The sequence below is a fragment of the Streptomyces sp. NPDC058240 genome, assembly GCF_042882135.1.
Lineage (GTDB): Bacteria > Actinomycetota > Actinomycetes > Streptomycetales > Streptomycetaceae > Streptomyces.
Genome location: NZ_JBHVWT010000023.1, coordinates 1 through 13,778, shown reverse-complemented (window position 1 = coordinate 13,778; position 13,778 = coordinate 1). Strand labels below are relative to the sequence as shown.

General features: G+C 70.9%; 14 protein-coding genes. 3 read left to right on the top strand and 11 right to left on the bottom strand.

What is annotated here, in order from left to right; all coding sequences use genetic code 11:
• Positions 1–140 precede the first annotated feature (140 nt).
• The 3 genes from ACFVX4_RS28195 to ACFVX4_RS28185 form a co-directional block, all read right to left on the bottom strand.
• Positions 141–1,181 (bottom strand): ABC transporter substrate-binding protein, encoded by a 1,041-nt coding sequence (locus ACFVX4_RS28195; RefSeq protein WP_389982062.1) that lies wholly within the window; start codon positions 1,179–1,181, stop codon positions 141–143.
• 65 nt (positions 1,182–1,246) lie between these two features.
• Complete coding sequence (locus tag ACFVX4_RS28190) at positions 1,247–2,110, bottom strand: ABC transporter permease (RefSeq protein WP_389982059.1); 864 nt, start codon at positions 2,108–2,110, stop codon at positions 1,247–1,249.
• The gene (locus ACFVX4_RS28185) at positions 2,100–2,915 is read right to left on the bottom strand and encodes an ABC transporter ATP-binding protein (protein WP_266430638.1); all 816 of its coding nucleotides are present in this window, start codon (positions 2,913–2,915) and stop codon (positions 2,100–2,102) included. The genes ACFVX4_RS28190 and ACFVX4_RS28185 overlap by 11 nt, the downstream gene beginning before the upstream one ends.
• Positions 2,916–3,133: 218 nt before the next feature.
• Between ACFVX4_RS28185 and ACFVX4_RS28180 the strand changes: the two genes are divergently transcribed.
• Genes ACFVX4_RS28180 through ACFVX4_RS28170 form a run of 3 tightly spaced genes read left to right on the top strand, consistent with a single transcriptional unit; the run spans position 3,134 to position 5,810 of the window.
• Entirely contained in the window at positions 3,134–4,732 is a 1,599-nt protein-coding gene (locus ACFVX4_RS28180; protein WP_389982056.1) for an ATP-binding protein, read from the top strand.
• Positions 4,729–5,442 (top strand): response regulator, encoded by a 714-nt coding sequence (locus tag ACFVX4_RS28175; RefSeq protein ID WP_389982053.1) that lies wholly within the window; start codon positions 4,729–4,731, stop codon positions 5,440–5,442. Before ACFVX4_RS28180 ends, ACFVX4_RS28175 begins: the two co-directional genes overlap by 4 nt.
• The gene (locus ACFVX4_RS28170) at positions 5,439–5,810 is read left to right on the top strand and encodes a DUF779 domain-containing protein (RefSeq protein ID WP_389982050.1); all 372 of its coding nucleotides are present in this window, start codon (positions 5,439–5,441) and stop codon (positions 5,808–5,810) included. Before ACFVX4_RS28175 ends, ACFVX4_RS28170 begins: the two co-directional genes overlap by 4 nt.
• A 35-nt stretch (positions 5,811–5,845) precedes the next feature.
• Here ACFVX4_RS28170 and ACFVX4_RS28165 read toward each other — a convergent pair whose 3' ends face one another.
• The 8 genes from ACFVX4_RS28165 to ACFVX4_RS28130 form a co-directional block, all read right to left on the bottom strand.
• The gene (locus tag ACFVX4_RS28165) at positions 5,846–6,040 is read right to left on the bottom strand and encodes a hypothetical protein (RefSeq protein ID WP_389982047.1); all 195 of its coding nucleotides are present in this window, start codon (positions 6,038–6,040) and stop codon (positions 5,846–5,848) included.
• A gap of 132 nt (positions 6,041–6,172) precedes the next feature.
• Positions 6,173–7,090 (bottom strand): phosphatidylinositol-specific phospholipase C/glycerophosphodiester phosphodiesterase family protein, encoded by a 918-nt coding sequence (locus ACFVX4_RS28160; protein ID WP_389982044.1) that lies wholly within the window; start codon positions 7,088–7,090, stop codon positions 6,173–6,175.
• A 135-nt stretch (positions 7,091–7,225) separates the two neighbouring features.
• Positions 7,226–8,341, bottom strand: a complete 1,116-nt coding sequence (locus ACFVX4_RS28155; RefSeq protein ID WP_389982042.1) for a ricin-type beta-trefoil lectin domain protein — start codon at positions 8,339–8,341, stop codon at positions 7,226–7,228.
• Between the two features lie 94 nt (positions 8,342–8,435).
• Positions 8,436–9,128 (bottom strand): ABC transporter ATP-binding protein, encoded by a 693-nt coding sequence (locus ACFVX4_RS28150; protein WP_389982039.1) that lies wholly within the window; start codon positions 9,126–9,128, stop codon positions 8,436–8,438.
• On the bottom strand, positions 9,121–10,038 hold the full coding sequence (locus ACFVX4_RS28145; protein ID WP_389982231.1) for an ABC transporter ATP-binding protein: 918 nt from the start codon (positions 10,036–10,038) through the stop codon (positions 9,121–9,123). Before ACFVX4_RS28145 ends, ACFVX4_RS28150 begins: the two co-directional genes overlap by 8 nt.
• Positions 10,039–10,100: 62 nt before the next feature.
• Entirely contained in the window at positions 10,101–10,970 is an 870-nt protein-coding gene (locus ACFVX4_RS28140; protein ID WP_389982036.1) for an ABC transporter permease, read from the bottom strand.
• Positions 10,963–11,928 (bottom strand): ABC transporter permease, encoded by a 966-nt coding sequence (locus tag ACFVX4_RS28135; protein WP_389982033.1) that lies wholly within the window; start codon positions 11,926–11,928, stop codon positions 10,963–10,965. The genes ACFVX4_RS28140 and ACFVX4_RS28135 overlap by 8 nt, the downstream gene beginning before the upstream one ends.
• 23 nt (positions 11,929–11,951) lie before the next feature.
• On the bottom strand, positions 11,952–13,556 hold the full coding sequence (locus ACFVX4_RS28130; protein ID WP_389982030.1) for an ABC transporter substrate-binding protein: 1,605 nt from the start codon (positions 13,554–13,556) through the stop codon (positions 11,952–11,954).
• Between the last annotated feature and the right edge of the window lie 222 nt (positions 13,557–13,778).

The following is a 13,778-nucleotide window of genomic DNA, read 5'->3' as shown; positions in this document are numbered from 1 at the left end:
CCACCCACCGAGCTGAAAGCAGGGGGAGGCGGACTCGGGCGGCACGGCCCAGACGGACCCTTTCTTCCCTGTAGACAAACTGTTTGGTTGCCGGGAGCCGCGCCGCCCGTGTTCCGTGCGGGTGCCGTCGGCGCCCGCGGTCAGTTCGCCTTCTCGACGAACTCCGTGGTGTACGTCTTGGCGAGGTCCACCTTCGCGTCCTTCAGGTTGGGGTTGAAGGCCTTCAGGACCCGTTCGACGGTGGCGGGTCCGTCCGCGGGCATGACGCCGTCCTTGGTGAACATGGGCAGCGTGCTCTTGATGGCCTGCGCGTAGAGGGCCTTGCCGCCGCCCTGGGCGTAGTCGGCGGGCATCTTCGCGGCGATCTCGTCCGCGCTGTGCGTGGACATCCACTTCAGCGTCTTAACGAAGGCGTTGGCCAGCTTCTGGACGGTCTCCTTGTGGCTGTCGACCCACTCGGTCTGCATGTAGAGACTGGATGACGGGTAGAGCCCGCCGAGCGCCCGCTTGGAGCCCTCCGGCGTCCGCATGTCGATGAGGATCTTGCCGAGCTTCTTGTCCAGGATGGTGGCGACCGTCGGGTCGGTGGTCATACCGCCCTGGATGGACCCCTGCTGGAGGGCGGAGATGAAGGTCTGCCCGGCTCCCACCGCGACGGGCGTGAACTCGCTGGTCTGCACGTCGCTGTTGACGGCGAGGTACTTCGTGAGGAAGTCGGTGGAGGAACCGATGCCCGTCACACCGAGCTTCTTGCCCTTGAAGTCCTTCGCCGACTTGATGTCGCCCGCCGCCTGGTTGGACACGATCTCGACCTCGCCGGGGGCGTGGGAGAACTGGACGACGGACTCGACCTGCTTGCCCTTCACCTGGAGGTCGAGGGTGTGGTCGTAGAAGCCCACGGTGCCCTGGACATCGCCGGAGACGAGTGCCGTCTCCGCCTGGACTCCGGCGGGCTCGGTCAGGAGCTGGACCGACACGCCCTCCTCCTCGAAGTAGCCGAGCCGCTCGGTCAGCATCGCGGGCAGGTAGATGACCTTGTCTAGGCCCCCGACCATGATCTTGACCTTGTCGTTCCTGCCACCGGAGGCCGAGGTGGAGTCGCCGCCGCCACAGGCGGTGAGGCTGGTCAGGGCGAGTACGCCGGCGACGGCGACGGCCGGGATCCGGGTGGATGTACGCATCTGATTCACGTCCTTGTGAAGAAACATGTCGAGAGAGGGTCGGGGGCACGGAAGGCGACGGGGCGTCAGCGGCCGGTGTCGGCGTCGGCCGGCTTCCAGCGGAAGAGCCGCTTCTCCAGGAAGGTCAACAGCCCTTCGGCCAGCAGCGCGACGATCGCGAGGATGACCATCGCGGCATAGACACCGGCAGCGTTGAACGTGCCCTGGGAGGCGGCGACCAGCAGTCCGAGTCCCTTGGTGGCCCCGATGTACTCACCGACGATCGCGCCGATGAGTGCGAAGCCGAAGCTCACATGCAGGCTGGTGAAGATCCACGACGTGGCGGAGGGGATGACCACCTGAAGGGTGACCTGACGGTTGCCGGCGCCCAGGATGCGGGAGTTGGCGACGAGATTGCGGTCGACCTCCCGTGCGCCCTGGAAGGCGTTGAAGAAGACGGGGAAGAACACCAGGACGACCGCGGAGGCGACCTTCGACGCCGGGCCGAGGCCGAACCAGATGAGGAAGATCGGCGCGAGCACGATGCGGGGCAGGGCGTTGAGCACCTTGATGTACGGCCCGAGGACATCGGCGGCGAACCGGACCCGGCCCAGCGCGATCCCCAGCAGCACACCGGCGATCACACCGATGACCCAGCCGAGCAGCGCTTCGTAGAGCGTGTACCAGATCTGCTCCCAGAGGGAGCCCTGGGCGGTTCCGTCGACGACCCAGGTACGGATCTGGTCCCAGATCTTCGACGGCATCGAGAAGTTGAACGGGTCGATGACGGCCGTACGGGCCAGCCATTCCCACAGCCCGATGACCGCGAGAAGCACCGCGATCCGGCTTCCCGTCACCAGGTACTTGCGGTTCCTGGCGGCCCGCGCCCTGGCCCGGGTCCGCTCGGTCCTACCGACGGCGGCGCTCGCGGTGATGGTGTCAGGCGACATCGAGGGCACCCCTCTCGCGGGTGATGCGGACCTCTTCGCCGAGCGAGGACCAGATCTCCCGGTAGATCTCGACGAACCGGGGCTCCAGCCGCACCTGTTCGACCTTGCGGGGGCGGGGCAGGTCGATCTCGAAGACCTCCTTGACCGTGGCCGGTCCGGCGGTCATGACCACGACCTTGTCGGCCAGCGCGATGGACTCCTCCAGGTCATGGGTGACGAAGACGACGGAGGCGCCGGTGCCGGCCCACAGCTCCAGCAGCTCGTCCGACATCAGGGCCCTGGTCTGCACATCGAGCGCGGAGAAGGGCTCGTCCATGAGCAGGATCTCGGGGTCGTTGACGAACGTGGCCGCGAGGGCGACGCGCTTGCGCTGACCGCCGGACAGCTGGTGGGGGTAGCGGTCCTCGAAGGAGGAGAGGCCGACCCTGGCGAGCCACTCCCGGGCCCGCTCCTTCGCCTCGGGCTTGGGCACGCCGCGGAAGCGGGGACCCGCCATCACATTGGACAGTACGGTCCGCCACGGGAAGACCGCGTCCTGCTGGAAGACGAAGCCGACCTTGTCGCCGATCCCGCGCACCGGCTCCCCGGCCACCAGCACCTCCCCCTCGGTGGGCTCCTCCAGTCCGCTGACCAGGGTCAGCGTGGTCGACTTGCCGCATCCGGTGGGGCCCACCACGGCGACGAACTCGCCGCGCCCGATCGTGAGGTCCAGATCCCGTACGGCGGTGTGGAGCGCCCCCGACGGAGTCCGGAACGCTTTGCTCGCCCCCCGCAACTCGATGGCGGGGCTCGTTTCGCTGTTCATGGAGCGGGACGTTAAAGGCGCCCCGAGGACGCGGGCACCCTTGCGCTCACAACTCGGGGTTCTGCTCATAACGCGTGGTTCTGCTCGTTCTGCTCGCGCTCCGGCAACGAATGCGCCACGAGGACTGGTCATCGGCGACCGCGACGTTTACGTTGCGTTCACACAAGGACGAAACGGAGCATCATGTTCCTGGCCGGAGGAAGGCAGAGGGCGAGCACATGCGCATTCACTGGCCCCGCCGTGTCTTCGCCCAGGTGCTCCTCACCCAGGTGGCCATCACCACCGGAGTGATCATGCTCATCACGGGGCTCTTCCTCGCCCCGCTCAGCCACCAGCTCGACAACCAGGCGATGCACCAGGCCCTGTCCATCGCCCAGACCACCGCAGCCGAACCAGGCCTGGTGCGCGATCTGAGGAGCACCGACCCCAGCCCCGGCGGACCGGTGCAGGCCGAGGCGGAACGGATCCGGCGGGCCACCGGAGCCCTGTACATCGTCGTCATGGACACCCGCGGGGTGCGCTGGTCGCACACTGACATCACGCAGATCGGCCGGCATGTCTCGACCGACCCCAGCACGGCTCTGGGCGGCCGGGAGATCATGCAGATCGACGACGGAACCCTGGGCCGGTCGGCACGTGCGAAGGTCCCGCTCCGCGACCGGCACCAGGACATCGTGGGCGCCGTGTCGGTGGGCATCGCCTACGACAGCGTCCATGACCGGCTGCTCGGGACCATTCCCGGTCTGCTGCTCTACTCCGGAGCGGCGCTTGCCGTGGGCGTGCTGGCCGCCCTGGCCGTCTCACGGCGGCTCCAGCGCGGCACGCACGGACTCGCCTTCGCCGACATCTCCGCGTTGCTGGACGAGCGCGAGGCCATGCTGCACAGCATCCGCGAGGCCGTGCTCGCCCTCGACGCACGGGGCCGGATCCGATTGCTCAACGACGAGGCCCAGCGTCTGCTGGAGCTGGACCAGGACGCCGTCGGACGTCCGCTGGGCGAGGTGCTGCCGCCGGGCCGTACGGCCGAGGTGCTGGCGGGGCGGGTCGACGGCGCCAACCTGATCACCGTCTGCCGGGGCCGGGTGCTGATCGCCAACCGCATGCCCACCGGTGACGGCGGGGCCGTGGTCACCTTGCGCGACCGCACCGAGCTGGAACTGCTGGGCCGTGAACTGGACTCCACCCATGGCCTGCTGGACGCGCTGCGCGCCCAGGACCACGAACACGCCAACCGGCTGCACACCCTGCTCGGGCTGCTGGAGCTGGGCAGGCACGATGCCGCGGTGGAGTTCGTCGAGGAGGTGACCAACGGGCACCGGGCTTCGGCGGAACAGGTCGCGGAGCGCGTCAACGATCCGTTGCTGTCGGCGTTGTTGGTGGGCAAGTCGGCCATCGCGGCGGAGCGGGGCGCGTCCCTGCGCATCTCGCCGGGCACCCGGCTCCCGGACGTGGTGGTGGACCCGCGTGATCTGGTGACCGTCCTCGGCAACCTCATCGACAACGCGCTGGACGTCGCCACCCTCGTCGAGGTGGAGCTGCTCGCGGAGGGCGGCACGGCGGTCCTGCGGGTCAGCGACAACGGTCCCGGCGTGCCTCCCGCGATGCGCGAACAGATCTTCACCGAGGGCTGGTCCACCAAGGAGTCCCCCGCGCACCGCGGGCGCGGTCTGGGTCTGGCGCTGGTGCGCCGGCTGGCCGAGCGCTACGGTGGCGCGGCCCGCGTCACGGCACGGGCCGGCGGCGGCGCGGTCTTCACCGTCGTCCTGCCCGAGGCACTCACCGTACGGCAGCTGACAGAAGTGGGAGAGTCGCGATGATCGATGTCCTGGTGGTGGACGACGATTTCCGGGTCGCCGAGATCAATGCCGCGTACGTGGCCAGGGTCCCCGGCTTCCGGGTCATCTCCCGTGCGCACACCGCCGCTCAGGCACTGTCCTTCCTGGAGCGCGACCATGTCGACCTCGTCCTCCTCGATCACTATCTGCCGGACGAGACGGGCCTGACGCTGGTGCGGCGGCTGCGCCAACTCGGCCACCCGGCCGATGTGATCATGGTGACCGCGGCCCGCGACGTGTCGACCGTTCGGACCGCCATGCGGTACGGGGCGCTGCAGTACCTGGTCAAGCCGTTCAGCTTCAGCGGTCTGCGGTCCAAGCTGGAGAGCTACGCGGCCCTGCGCCGGACCCTCGAAGGTGTGGGCGGCGGCCGGGGCGAGGCCGGGCAGGAGCAGGTCGACCAGATCTTCGGTGCCCTTCGCACCACGGAGTCCGGCCCCGCGGCCGGGCTGCCCAAGGGGCACTCGGCACCCACCGCGGATGTCATCCGCCATGTTCTGTCGGGCGCCGAGGGCCCGCTGTCCGCGCACGAGGTCGCCTCCCGGGCGGGCCTCAGCCGCTCCACCGCCCAGCGGTACCTCAAGTATCTGGAGGGCGCGGGCCGGATCAGTCTCAGCCTCAAGTACGGCGACACGGGCCGTCCCGAACACCGTTACGCGTGGGCGGACCTCCGTCCGGAGCCGCTGCGATGAGCCCATCGGGAGCGCCGCCGGTGGAGCTCACCCCCGCCGCCGCGGAACTGCTGCGACGGCTGCGGGAGGTTCACGGACCGCTGATGTTCCACCAGTCGGGCGGCTGCTGCGACGGCAGCGCGCCCATGTGCTACCAGGACGGCGAGTTCCGTACCGGTGGCTCCGATGTGCTGGTGGCCTCGCTCGACGTCGACGGGGTGGCGGAGCGCATCCCGTTCTGGATGTCGAGGAGCCAGTTCGAGGTGTGGTCGCACACCCGGCTGATCGTCGACGTGGTGGAGGGGCGGGGCAGCGGATTCTCGCTGGAGGCGCCGGAAGGGGTGCGGTTCCTGATCCGTTCGCGGCTGGCCGGCCCGGACGGGGACTGACCCGCCGCTCACGGTCGCCCGGCAGGACGCCGGGTTCAGGGCGTGAGGCTGCTGACTACGTTGGCCGTGGCGGCCAGGCCGTCCTGGATGGTCGGCGCCATGCTCGTACCCGCGAGGAAGAACCCGAGCATGGCGCAGACCAGCGCATGCGAGATCTTCAGGCCCCCGTTGCGGAGGAAGATCACCGCGAGGATCAGCAGAAGCAGCACCAGTGAGATCGAAATGGCCATGGCCAACCTCCTCCGCCGCGCCGGAATGCGGCATTCGGCCGCCAGTGTGGCGTAGCGGAGGAGCCATCCGGCGCACTGGCGTGTCCGCCATCCGGGTGTTGACTGGCTGTCACGCTCGGGGCGCGCGTCCGGTCAGCCGCGGGGTTGCTCGGCACCGGTCCGGTTGTCCCGGTCGTGGGTGCGGAGGAAGCGTTCGAGCCCCGCCAGATCATCGGTGTTGAGGTGGTCGACCCCGGCGGCCAGCAGCTCCGTCCAGACCGCGTCCCGCTCCGGCCCCGGCGCGTCCGGCGTGGCCCAGAAGCGGACGCGCCGGCCGCTGCGGTGGGCCTGGGCGACGAGCGCGCGCAGTTTGTCCCGCTCGGCCGCGGGGAAGGGACCCGCGCCCAGCCAGCTGAAGTCGTCGGTCCAGCTGCTGCTGATGAGCGGGATGAACGAGGCGGTGGCCGAGGTTCCGAGGTCTTCGGGGCGGCCGTCGTAGAAGGCGTAGCGCGTCGCCTGCGCCTCCATCGGGACGCGGGCGGCGCGGTCGCCGGAGATGACGGGGGTGATGGCACCGGGCCGCACCCGGCCGTGGTGGTACGACGTCAGCATCCGCCGGTAGTGCCGGAGCTGCCGGTCGAGTTCGAGGTAGGCCGCGGCTCCGTCCGTCTTGATGTCGATCAGCAGCTGCACGGGTTCGTGGTAGCCGGGGTGGACCGTGCCGTGGTTGGCCCGGACCCTCGCCAGCAGCGGGTCGAGGTAGAGCGAGGCGAGGGTGCGTGCGGGGTCGAGGTCGGTGGCCTCGTGGGCGACCAGCAGTTCGCCGTCCACCAGGAAGATGTCGGCCTCGACGCTGGTGAAGCCGTGCCCGAGCGCGTCGTGCAGGGGGCGCGTGTGCAGGTAGTCGTTGTGCGCGTGGGCCCTGCGCAGCGCGCGCAGGCGGTGGCGTCGTACGGCCGGGGACGCCGAGGCGGCCTCGGACGCGGCGGCCGTGTGCGGGGACAGGAACGCGCCTGCGGCCGCGGTGGCGAGCGCGGTGGTGACGACGCTTCGGCGGGTCGGGAACGCCATGGATTCTCCCGGGGAGCGAGTGGTGGACCGGACGGGCGGACGCGACCGAGTATGCGATGGTGATCGCCGCAACGGGCAGACTCCGCACAAGAGTTGATCCGGTCGTCGCCCGCCCGTCGACTGCCGTTCGCCCGGTCAGGCCGGGACCGTCCAGCGCTGGTTGACGCCGCCGGTGCAGGTGTAGACGCCGAGCGGGGTGCCGTTGGCGCTGCCGCCCCCGTAGGCGTCCAGGCACTGCCCGGTGGCGGGGTTCACCAGGGCCGCGCCGTCGATCCGCCACTGCTGGGCGGCCGAGCCGTCGCAGACCGCGGTCCGTACGGTGGTGCCGCTCACGGCCATGCAGTGGAACTGCGCGCGGAGCGTGCCGTCGGCGGCCCGTACCCAGTTCTGGTTGTTGCCGCCGTTGCAGCTCCAGAGGTCGAGCTGCGTTCCGGTGGTGCCGCCGGGGATGTCGACGCAGGCGCCGCCGATGCCGGTGAGGGAGCCGGACGACGAGTTGCCGATGCCGTCCTCGTGCACGCTGCCGCCGCCCTGGCCGCGCACCGAGGCGCCGTTGGAGCAGGTGCCGCTGACGCTGGTGGAGCCGCGTGCGGCGGTGACGGTTCCGCTGCCCGCCGTACCGCTGGGCAGGTCGAAGAGGGCCTTGGAGTACGGCGAGTCGGTGCAGGTCGCGGCGTTGTTGTTCCAGTCGAAGTACTCGACCCAGTCGACCATTCCGCCGGTGGAGACCTTCGCGCCGGTGCCGGTCTGCAGGCTGCCGAGGACGAATGACGTGTCCGCGGTGACATCGGTGATGGTGGCCCGGTACCAGCCGGCCGTCGTGTCGGGAGCGACGCGGAAGCGGTAGTGGTGTCCGGCCGTGAAGCGCTCACCGAGCCGGCAGGTGTAGCCGGTGCCGCCCTCGGCGAACGTCTGGCAGTAGGTGCCCGTGTCTCCCGGCCTTCCTCCGGTGGAGTCCCAGAGCGAGAAGAGGAACAGGCCGCCGCCGGAGCGGTTGCGCTGCATTCCGATGTAGCCGCCGACCCCGTTGGTGAAGCCGAACTGGTGGGACCAGAAGACGTTCGCGCGGCCGGGGTCGGACTGGACGGTCGTCCCGAAGGTGACCTCGTCGAGGGCGGTCGTCCCGGCCGGGAACGTGTAGTTGCTGTATGAACCCGGGGTCTGGCCGGCCGCCGCGGACGGCCCGGCCAGCCCCAGGCAGGCGGCGACGGCGAGGATCACCACCACGACGGTGGCGCGCGCTCCATGCATGTCCCACTCCTTGTCCGGACGGATCGACCGACCCACCCTTTGGTCATGGACTCGTCAATAAGAGTGGGGGTGCGCCACGCCCAGGGGTATGGACTTATCCGTTCGGGCTCATGGACTCCCGCGCTGCGCCCGGTCCGGAGCACTCCCGCCAGCCGACCGTGCGGTCGCACCAGCGTTCCAGCAGCACCCGGTCGTGGCCTACGGCCAGCAGCCCGGCCCCGGACTCCCTCCGGTAGGACTCGACGACCGCCACCAGCGCGGCGGTCGTCGACGCGTCGAGCATCGCGGTCATCTCGTCGCAGATCAGCCAGCGCGGCCGCAGAACCAGCGCCCTCGCCAGGCAGGCGCGCTGCAACTGGCCGTCGCTCACCTCGTGCGGGCGCCGGCCCAGCAGCTCCGGCGTGAGCCCGACGGCCGGTGCCAGCCCGGCCACCCGGTCCGCGACCTCCGAGCGGCGGCCGGTCGCCCGCAACGGCTGGGCGATGAGTTCGCGCAGGGTGAGCCGGGGGTCGGCGGAGAGCCGGGGCTGCTGGAAGACGACGCCGACGGCGGTGCGCTGCGCACGCGGGGCACGGTGCCGCCAGCCGCGTACCGGTTCGCCGTCGAGCACGACCGTGCCCGCGTACGGGCGGTGCAACAGGGCCGCGACTCTGGCCAGGGTGGACTTGCCGCAGCCGCTCGGGCCCAGCAGTCCGAGGGACTCCCCCGGCGCCAGGCTCAGCGAGGCCTCGCGGACGACGGGATCGCGCCGGTCGTATCCGGCGGTGACGCGGGTGAGTTCAAGCACGGACCGGCTCCTCCCCGTCCGCCCGCACACCGTGGTGGCAGGCCAGACGGCCGTCGAACGGGGGCTGTACGGAACACCGGTCGTCGGCGCGCCCGCAGCGGGCCGCGAACGCGCACCCCTCGGGAAGCGCTCCGAGCTCGGGCGGCATTCCGGGGATCGGTACGAAGGCGCGCTCCGGCAGGGCGTCGAGGAGTCCGCGCGCGTACGGGTGGCGTGGTCCCGGCTTCCCGAAGAACCGCTCGGCGTCGGCGAGTTCGACGATGCGGCCCGCGTACATCACGGCGACCCGGTCGGCGATCCGCTCGGCCGCCGCGAGATCGTGAGTGATGATCAGCAGCGCCCGGCCCCCGTCGGTGTGGCGGCGCAGTTCGTCGACGGTCCGCTCGACCAGCTCGCGGTCGAGCCCGGTGGTGGGCTCGTCGGCGAGGAGCAGGGGTGCGTCGCCGATCAGGGCGAGCGCGGTCGCGGCCCGCTGGGCGAGACCGCCGGAGAGTTCGTGCGGATACCGGTCGAGGTGCCCGGACGGGAACGAGGCGCGTGCGGCGGCCTGTTCGGCCGCGGGGCGCAGGGCGGGCCTGCGGGCGCCGGTCAGTTCGCGGAGGGTCTCCTCCAGCTGGGCGCGTACGGTGCGGACCGGGGTGAGGTGTGCGGCGGGGCTCTGCGGTACGAGTCCTATGCGGCGGCCCCGTACCGTACGGGCGAGGGTGCGTTCACCGGCGGTCAGGAGATCGGTGCCGTCATCGAGCAGCGCCGAGCCCGAGGTCCGCGCATTGCCGGGAAGCAGTCCCAGCAGCGCCGAGGCCAGCACGGACTTCCCGCAGCCGCTCTCGCCGACCAGGGCCAGGCACTCCCCCGCCGCGAGGTCGAAGTGCGCGTCGGCGACGGCGGCGATGTGCCGGCCGCCCCGCATCCGGAAGCGTACGGAGAGGCCACGGACGGAGAGGACCGGCTCCTTCGGGCCGGGGGCGTTCTTCACAGCATCAGCTCCGATCGGCGGCGCGGGTTGATCCGCTCCCGCCAGGCGCCGGCGAGGCCCGCCAGCGCGAGGGTCGGTATCACCAGGAACAGGCCGGGGAAGAGCGTCGGCCACCAGTCCCCGGCGAGGAGCGAACCGCGCGCCGTCTGCACGAGATTGCCCAGGCTCGCCTGATGGGTGGGCAGCCCGAGCCCCAGGAAGGAGAGCGCGGACTCGTGCCACATGGCGTGCGGCACCATCAGCACGGCCGCCAGGCCCGCCTGCGGAAGCACGGCGGGCAGCAGATGCCGGACGACGACCCGCCCGCGCGAGGCCCCGCCGGAGATCGCCGCGTCGATGAACGGACGCGAGCGGAGCGAGAGCACTTCGGAGCGGACGATCCTGGCCGTCGAGAGCCAGTGGGTGAGCGCGACGGAGACGATCACCGGGCCGACGCCGGGCCGGAACATGGCGACGATGAAGATGCCGAGCAGCAGATGAGGTACGGACGAGAAGGTGTCCACCAGCCGCATGACGACGCGGTCCGTCCAGCCTCCGAACGCCGCGGCCAGTGCGCCGACCGCGGTCCCGATGACGGTCGCGGTGAGCCCGGCGACGACGCCGACGAGCAGCGAGACGCGGAGCCCGTAGACGCAGCGCAGGAGCAGATCGCGCCCGACGTCGTCGGTGCCGAACGGGTGCTGCCAGGACGGTGGCCGGAGCTTGGCCGCCAGGTCGACGGCCTGCTGGTCGAGCTGGACCAGCGGCGGCACGAGCAGGACCGCGAGCAGCACCGCGGCGACGATCCCGGCGGAGCTGACCACGCGGACACGGCGGGTCGTGCGGCCGGCGGGTCCGAGGTCGGGTTCGGGTTCGGGTTCAGCCATCGAAGCCCACTCTCGGGTCGGCGAGCGCGTACAGCAGATCGGAGAGGAGGTTGCCGAGGACGACCGCCACGGTGGCCAGCACCGTGAGCGCGGCCAGCAGCGGGAAGTCGACGGAGGTGGCGGCCTGCACGGTGGCGGCGGCGATGCCGGGCCAGCTGAAGACCGTCTCGACGAGGAGGGCGCCGGTGATGAGTTCGGGGACGCGGGAGCCGATGAGGGTGAGCATCGGCAGCATGCCGGAGCGCAGCGCGTGGCCGAGCAGTACGGTCCGCTCGCTCAGTCCGCGGGCGCGGGCGCCGCGCACCGGGTCCTCGCCGAGCGCGTCCGCGACACCCTGGCGCACGTAGAGGAAGAACCACGGCAGCTGGGAGATCCCGAGCACGGCCGCGGGGAGCACCAGATGGCCGGCGACCTGCCCGAAGGTGACGGTGTCGCTGGCCGCGTCGGTGAGACCGCCGGCCGGGAGCACGTCGAGTTCCAGGGCGAAGAACCAGATGGCGAGCAGCCCGAGCCAGAAGGCCGGGGCGGCTTCGAGCGTGTACGCGGCGGAGCTGACGCACCGGTCGAGCAGGCGACCGGGCCTGCGGGCGGCCAGTACGCCGAGGCCCGTGCCGAGGAGCACGGCGACGGCGAAGGCGGTCGCGGCGAGCAGCACGGACCATCCGAGGCGTTCGCCGATGACATCGGCGACCGGCTGACGCATCACGGCGGAGTCGCCGAAGTCGCCGCCGAGCGCCGAGCTCAGCCAGTTCCACCAGCGGCTCACGAGCGGTTGGTCGACACCGAGGTTGGCCCGCAACTGGTCGAGGTTCTCCTGCGATGCGGTGAGCCCGGCGGTGCCCGCGTACGCCTTGACCGGGTCGAAGGGGGAAGCGGCGGCGACGGCGAAGACGCCGAACGTCACGGCGGCCAGGACGGGGACGGCGAGCAGCGCCCGCCGTCCCGCCATTCTGCCCATCGGCCCCCAGGGGAGACGGTGGTTCACTTCTTCGGCGTCCAGTCCTCGACGTTCCACCACGGGCCGGATGCCAGTCCGTGGTCGTGCGGTTCGACCTGAGTGGTGAGGGGGCCGAAGCGGTCCTTCACGACGTAGAGGTGGTCGATGTGGGTGAGGAAGGTGTAGCCGGGGTTCTTCACCAGCTCGCGCTGGACGGTGTCGTAGGCGGCCTTGCGTTCGGCGTCGTCACCGCTCCTGCGGCCCGCATCGAGGGCCCGGTCGACGGCCTTGTTGTCGTACCAGGCCATGTTGTTGAAGCCGTCGCCCGCGAGCGAGGACTTCAGCAGTGTGTACTGGTCGAAGTCGGGATCGGCGGGCGATCCGCCGCCCGCGAGGACCGCGTCCTGCTTCATCCGGGGCTCGATGACCTCCCAGGTGCCGGCCTCGGTGGTGATGTCGATGCCGGCCTTCTTGGCGTCGGAGGCGTAGGCGAGCGCGTGGTCCTGGCGCAGCTTGTCGCCGGTGAGGTACCAGAGCGGGAAGGCGGCGCGTACGCCGTCCCTGGTGCGGATGCCGTCCTTGCCGGGCTTCCACCCGGCGTCGTCGAGGATCTTCTTCGCGGCGGCGAGGTCGTGGGAGCGTTCGGTGCCCTTGGTGAACCACTCGCTGTCGGTGGGGACGGGCCCGTACGCGGCCCGGCCCTCGCCGTTGAGGATGGAGTCGACCATGGCCTTCCGGTCGACGGCGACATCGAGGGCGCGCCGGACGGCGATGTCGCCCGTGACCTCGTTGTGGGTGGGCAGGGTCACGGTGCGGTAGTCGTACGTGGTGGCGGCGTACGTGCGGGTGCCGCTGCCACGGGCGAATCCCTTGGCCAGGTTGGGCGGCAGGATCGCGCCGTCGAGCTCCCCGGAGCGCAGCCGGGTGGCGCGTATGTCGTCGTCCTTGATGATCGCCATGGTGAACTTCTTCACCTTCGGCGCGCCGCCCCAGTAGCCGGGGTTGGCCCTGAAGCCGATCTTCTCGCCCTTGGACCACTTGGTGAGCAGGTACGGTCCGGTGCCGACGGGGCGGGTGGTGAAGGCACCGGTGTTGACGTCCTGCTTGCCCGCGATGTGTTCGGGTGCGATGGGCAGGACGGTGCGCTGGGCGAAGGGCGCGTAGGGGTACTTGAGCCTGAAGACGACGGTGCCGTCGCCGTTCGCCTCGACGCTCTTCACCGCGTCGAGTTCGGTGCGGGAGGCGTTGTTGGTCTTCTTGTCGAGGATGGTCCGGTAGGTGAAGACCACGTCCTTCGCGCCGAAGGGCTCGCCGTCGCTGAACTTCACGCCCTTGCGGAGCCGGTAGGTGTACGTCAGCCCGTCGTCGCTCACCTCGGGGAGGGCGGTGGCGAGCGCGGGTCGCAGCTTCATGCCGGCGTCGAGGGCGAGCAGCCCGTCGAAGATCTTGGAGTTGCCGTCCTTGCCGTAGCCGAGCAGCGGGCTGAGGCTGTCGGGCTCGTAGGCGATGCCGACCACCGCCGAGTCCCCCGCACCCGACCCGGAGTTGCCGCCGTCCGGGCCACCCGGTTGTGAACAGGCCGCCGCGTTCAACGACAGCACGGTCGCCAGTGTCGCGGCGGCCGCTCCCCGTATCGATCGGGCCGTCATACTCTGCACATCCCTTATTGAAGATCAGATGTTATTGCGAAACTATCGCAATTAAACAGCAGGTAAAGGGGTGCCGGATACCCCGCCGACCGGGGAGACGGAGGAGGGGGGGGGGGGGGGTGTGGGGCCCCCCCTCCCCCCCCCCCCCCCCCCCCCCCCCCCCCCCCCCCCCCCCCCCCCCCCCCCCCCCCCCCCCCCCCCCCCCCCCCCCCCCCCCCCCCC

Bases quoted from the DNA above. Each gene is read 5' to 3' on its own strand.
- ACFVX4_RS28195 (WP_389982062.1), bottom strand. From the start codon at position 1,181: ATGCGTACATCCACCCGGATCCCGGCCGTCGCCGTCGCCGGCGTACTC.
- ACFVX4_RS28190 (WP_389982059.1), bottom strand. From the start codon at position 2,110: ATGTCGCCTGACACCATCACCGCGAGCGCCGCCGTCGGTAGGACCGAG.
- ACFVX4_RS28185 (WP_266430638.1), bottom strand. From the start codon at position 2,915: ATGAACAGCGAAACGAGCCCCGCCATCGAGTTGCGGGGGGCGAGCAAA.
- ACFVX4_RS28180 (WP_389982056.1), top strand. From the start codon at position 3,134: ATGCGCATTCACTGGCCCCGCCGTGTCTTCGCCCAGGTGCTCCTCACC.
- ACFVX4_RS28175 (WP_389982053.1), top strand. From the start codon at position 4,729: ATGATCGATGTCCTGGTGGTGGACGACGATTTCCGGGTCGCCGAGATC.
- ACFVX4_RS28170 (WP_389982050.1), top strand. From the start codon at position 5,439: ATGAGCCCATCGGGAGCGCCGCCGGTGGAGCTCACCCCCGCCGCCGCG.
- ACFVX4_RS28165 (WP_389982047.1), bottom strand. From the start codon at position 6,040: ATGGCCATTTCGATCTCACTGGTGCTGCTTCTGCTGATCCTCGCGGTG.
- ACFVX4_RS28160 (WP_389982044.1), bottom strand. From the start codon at position 7,090: ATGGCGTTCCCGACCCGCCGAAGCGTCGTCACCACCGCGCTCGCCACC.
- ACFVX4_RS28155 (WP_389982042.1), bottom strand. From the start codon at position 8,341: ATGCATGGAGCGCGCGCCACCGTCGTGGTGGTGATCCTCGCCGTCGCC.
- ACFVX4_RS28145 (WP_389982231.1), bottom strand. From the start codon at position 10,038: ATGCGGGGCGGCCGGCACATCGCCGCCGTCGCCGACGCGCACTTCGAC.
- ACFVX4_RS28140 (WP_389982036.1), bottom strand. From the start codon at position 10,970: ATGGCTGAACCCGAACCCGAACCCGACCTCGGACCCGCCGGCCGCACG.
- ACFVX4_RS28135 (WP_389982033.1), bottom strand. From the start codon at position 11,928: ATGGGCAGAATGGCGGGACGGCGGGCGCTGCTCGCCGTCCCCGTCCTG.
- ACFVX4_RS28130 (WP_389982030.1), bottom strand. From the start codon at position 13,556: ATGACGGCCCGATCGATACGGGGAGCGGCCGCCGCGACACTGGCGACC.